Here is a 4236-nt window from a genome sequence, read left to right as displayed (position 1 = left end):
CTGACTGAGCGCGTTTGGGATCCTTCAATTATACCCGATTTGGTCAACTGCGGTATAGAATATGTTGTTATTGATGATTACCATTTTTTATCTACTGGCTATAAACAAGAAGATCTTTATAGCTATTATATAACTGAACACGAAGGCTTTGAATTAAAGATCTTTCCAATAGACAAAACATTGAGATATATTGTGCCCTTTAAAAGGATAGATAATGTGCTTGATTATTTAAAATCAATAAGTCAAAAAGGAAGCGCTTTGGGGATTATTTTTGATGATGGTGAAAAATTTGGTGTTTGGCCTGGCACCCATGATTGGGTTTATAAACAGGGATGGCTAAACCAGTTTCTCGATGCTCTATCAGCTGATGATGATGTAGAAAGTGTTTTATTTAAGGATATTGTCTCATCCTCAAAACCTATGGGAATTGCATATTTGCCAACTACCTCTTATTTTGAGATGGGAGAATGGTCTTTATTTGCTGATACCTATGAACTTTTTGATGAATGCCTCTCTTTTTTAGAAAAACACAAGATAAAAGAAAGGTATCAATATTTAATCAAAGGGGGTATATGGAAGAATTTTTTATCTAAATATAGTGAGGCTAATCATATACATAAAAGATTAACCGCTTTATCGAAAAAGATTTTAGAGTTAGAATCCTGCAATGAAATAAAAGAAAGCCTTCTAAAGGCTGAATGCAACGATGTTCTATGGCATGGTATTTTTGGGGGACTATATTTACCAAATCTAAGGAATAACACATATAAATTTATAATTGAGGCAGAAAGTGCATATAATAAATATATACAGTTAAGATATCCCTCTATAGACATATATGATTTAAATATGGACGGATACAATGAGGCAATAATGACTAGTGAGGATATATCTGCAATATTTTCATCAAAATACAATGGACAAATGATAGAATTAGACGTTTTAAAAGAACAGTTTAATCTAAACAACACCCTAACAAGAAGAAAAGAAGGCTATCACAAACAGATTTTGGAAAAAAGCCAAAATAATGAACCAAAGGAAGGTATCTCCACAATACATGAAATGGATTTACGCGCCACCGATGAATTAAAAAAATATTTAATATACGACTGGCATCCAAGACATTCCTTTATAGATCATTTTAGTGAAACCTTCAATATAGATGATTTTTATTATATGAGACCTATTGAATTAGGTGATTTTGTGAATAAAGAGGCTACCCTTATTGCTGATGAATTATCTGTTACATTCAAAAGAGAGGGTGGTATATACAAAAATAATTGTAAACACAATACATCAATCAAAAAAACATATTTATTAGAAAAAAACATAATAAATGAATACATAGAGATTGATACAGATTACCAAGATGAGCTTTATTATACAGTTGAATTTAACTTCCATTTCTATCATTTAGAGAATATTTTAGTTAATAATATAAATGCCAGTACAAACAATAGTGCAAAGGGTAAGATTTTTAAAATAAGTGACGGTGTCCTCAACAAAACAGTTAATATAGAATTAAACGATAGTAGTGAAATTTTTTGGTATTTTGTAAACACTGTTTATCAAACAGAAAAGGGAGCTAGTCTTTTACCTCAAGCAATCTGTTTATTGATACCTTTTAAATTTAAAAACTCACTTAAAAACACTTTAAAGCTCTATTTAGATAATATAAATGTCTGAATTAAGATTTGACCCATTAAAATCTAGATGGACAACTATTGCACCAGAGAGGGCCATTAGACCCTTTGATTTTAAAGAAAACAAATATTACTCTAATAACGAATCTTTTTGCCCCTTTTGTCCTGGGAATGAGGCTGCCTCACCAAATGAGATATTAAGGTTTAATGAGGCAAACTCAGACAATTGGGCTTTACGTGTTGTGCCCAACAAATTTCCTGCCTTTAAAGTTGAAGGGGATGTTAAAAGAAAAGGTTATGGACCCTATAATATTGTTGAAGGTATTGGTGCCCACGAGGTTGTTATAGAAACCCCAAAACATAATCTTTTATTAAAAGATTATAGTTTAGATATTTTATATAATATGTTTAGAGCTTTTAAATTAAGGATATTAGACCTAAGGAAAGATATTAGATTTAGATATATATTTGCCTTTAAAAATTTTGGGTTTACTGCAGGGGCAACTCTAACACACCCACACTCACAAATAATAGCAATGCCAATTATCCCAAATGCAATTAAATATATGTTAAAATCGGCAAAACAATATTATGCATCAAAGGAACGGTGCTTAATATGTGATATTTTAAATCTTGAATATGACCATAATGAGCGTGTTATAATAGAAAATAGCGATTTTGTAGCAATATGCCCTTTTTCATCATTTACACCCTTTGAAACAAGAATATACCCAATAAAACACTCACATGATTTTACGGCTACTGAGGATGACGAGCTTTTAGCACTTGCTAACTTAGTCAAGGAGATTCTATCTCGCCTTGATAACGCACTAAAAAATCCACATTTAAATATTATCTTGCACACTTCACCACCACTAATTAAACAACCTGCACATCCAGAATATTGGCACAGTATTTTTTATGATTATCATTGGCACTTAGAAATAGTTCCAAGGTTAACTGGAATTGCAGCATTTGAGCTAGCCACGGGCATAAATATAAATGTAGTAAAACCTGAAGAGGCAGCAAAGTTTCTAAAATACGTTAGCGTCAAATAATGCTGGAAATATTACATATAGCAAGCGAAGTATTCCCTTTTTCAAAAACAGGTGGACTGGCTGATGTTGCCTACTCACTACCAAAGGCTCAATTAGCTTTAGGAGCAAAAACAAAGGTTTTTACCCCCCTTTACAAGGATATTTATAATAATTTTAGTCTAGATAAAGTTATTTTTAATACAAATATTCAAACACAATGCGGGAATTTTAATTTTCAAGTATACAAGCACCTTTACAATGATCTTGAGTTTTACTTTTTTAGAAATGATCACTTCTTTTTCAGAGAAGGTTATTACTCAGAAAAGGGAGCAGAATATGGTGATAATTTTTTACGCTTTGGGTGTTTTTGTGAAGCAATATTACAATTTTTAGATTTTTTTGAATTAAACCCTCATATAATTCATATACACGATTGGCAGGCCTCTTTTATCCCAACCCTTATAAAGACTAAATACCCCTTTATTAAATCTAAAATTTTCTTGACTATACACAATATTACTTTCCAAGGCATATTTGATAAATACTGCCTACAAATGCTAAATATACCAGAATATTTATATAATATCGAGTTTTTAGAATTCTATGGTGCTGTCAATTTTTTAAAAGGGGCAATTGTTTTCTCAGATTTCATAACAACTGTTAGTCCAACCTATGCAAAAGAGATAACTTCACCTGAGTTTGGATATGGCCTAGATGGGCTATTAAGAAAATATCAACATAAATTAAAGGGAATTTTAAATGGTATAGATTATGAATTTTATAACCCTGAAAGGGACAATTTTATATATGAAAAATATAATAAAGAGAATATATATAAAAAAGAAACTAATAAAAATATGTTATGTAATAAATTATCACTGTCAAACAATAAGCCTTTATTTATATATATATCAAGATTTTCTGAACAAAAAGGAATAGATTTGATTGTAAACATGCTTGAAACAAAGGATATGTCAAATTTCACAATTGTAATCTTAGGTAGTGGCTCTATAGATATAGAAGAAAGACTAAAAGCTATTTCATCGTATAAAAATAATATCTATGTTTATATTGGATATAATGAGCCCCTAGCTCATAAATTATACGCTAGTGCAGATTTTCTTTTAATGCCTTCCCGCTTTGAGCCATGTGGGCTTTCTCAGCTAATAGCTATGAGGTATGGCACAATACCAATAGTAAGCAAAAGAGGTGGCCTAATTGATACTGTTAAAGATATAAAAGAAAAAGGCTATGGTTTTTTTGTTGACACCCTGAATGCCCATAGTATATACTATAATATGGAAAGGGCATATAATTTATATTGTGACAAAGAGCACCTATATAATATAGCCTACAAGTGTATGTCCTTGGACTTTTCTTGGCGCAAACATGCAGCTGAATATTTGAGGTGCTATAAGCTATCAATTGATTACAATGGAGATAGTTATGAAATATGAAGATTATAGCTATAAAGATCTTTACAAGATAGCAAAGGAAAAAAATATAAAAAATAGATCAAATATGTCAAAAAAAATGCTTATTGAAGCTCTTTATGC

General features: G+C 30.8%; 3 protein-coding genes. All 3 read left to right on the top strand.

Annotated elements, in window-relative coordinates:
• A partial coding sequence (locus SVN78_08990) for an alpha-amylase/4-alpha-glucanotransferase domain-containing protein (GenBank protein MDY6821740.1) occupies positions 1 to 1686 on the top strand: 1686 nt, incomplete at its 5' end.
• Positions 1679 to 2701, top strand: coding sequence for a galactose-1-phosphate uridylyltransferase (gene galT, locus SVN78_08985; GenBank protein MDY6821739.1), 1023 nt, complete (start codon positions 1679 to 1681; stop codon positions 2699 to 2701). The genes SVN78_08990 and galT, both read left to right, overlap by 8 nt.
• Complete coding sequence (locus SVN78_08980; protein MDY6821738.1) at positions 2701 to 4137, top strand: glycogen/starch synthase; 1437 nt, start codon at positions 2701 to 2703, stop codon at positions 4135 to 4137. Before galT ends, SVN78_08980 begins: the two co-directional genes overlap by 1 nt.
• Positions 4138 to 4236 lie beyond the last annotated feature (99 nt).

It is taken from the genome of Deferribacterota bacterium (assembly GCA_034189185.1).
GTDB lineage: Bacteria > Chrysiogenota > Deferribacteres > Deferribacterales > UBA228 > UBA228.
The sequence above is the reverse complement of the archived record's forward strand: the minus strand, read 5'-3'. Positions and strand labels throughout refer to the sequence as shown.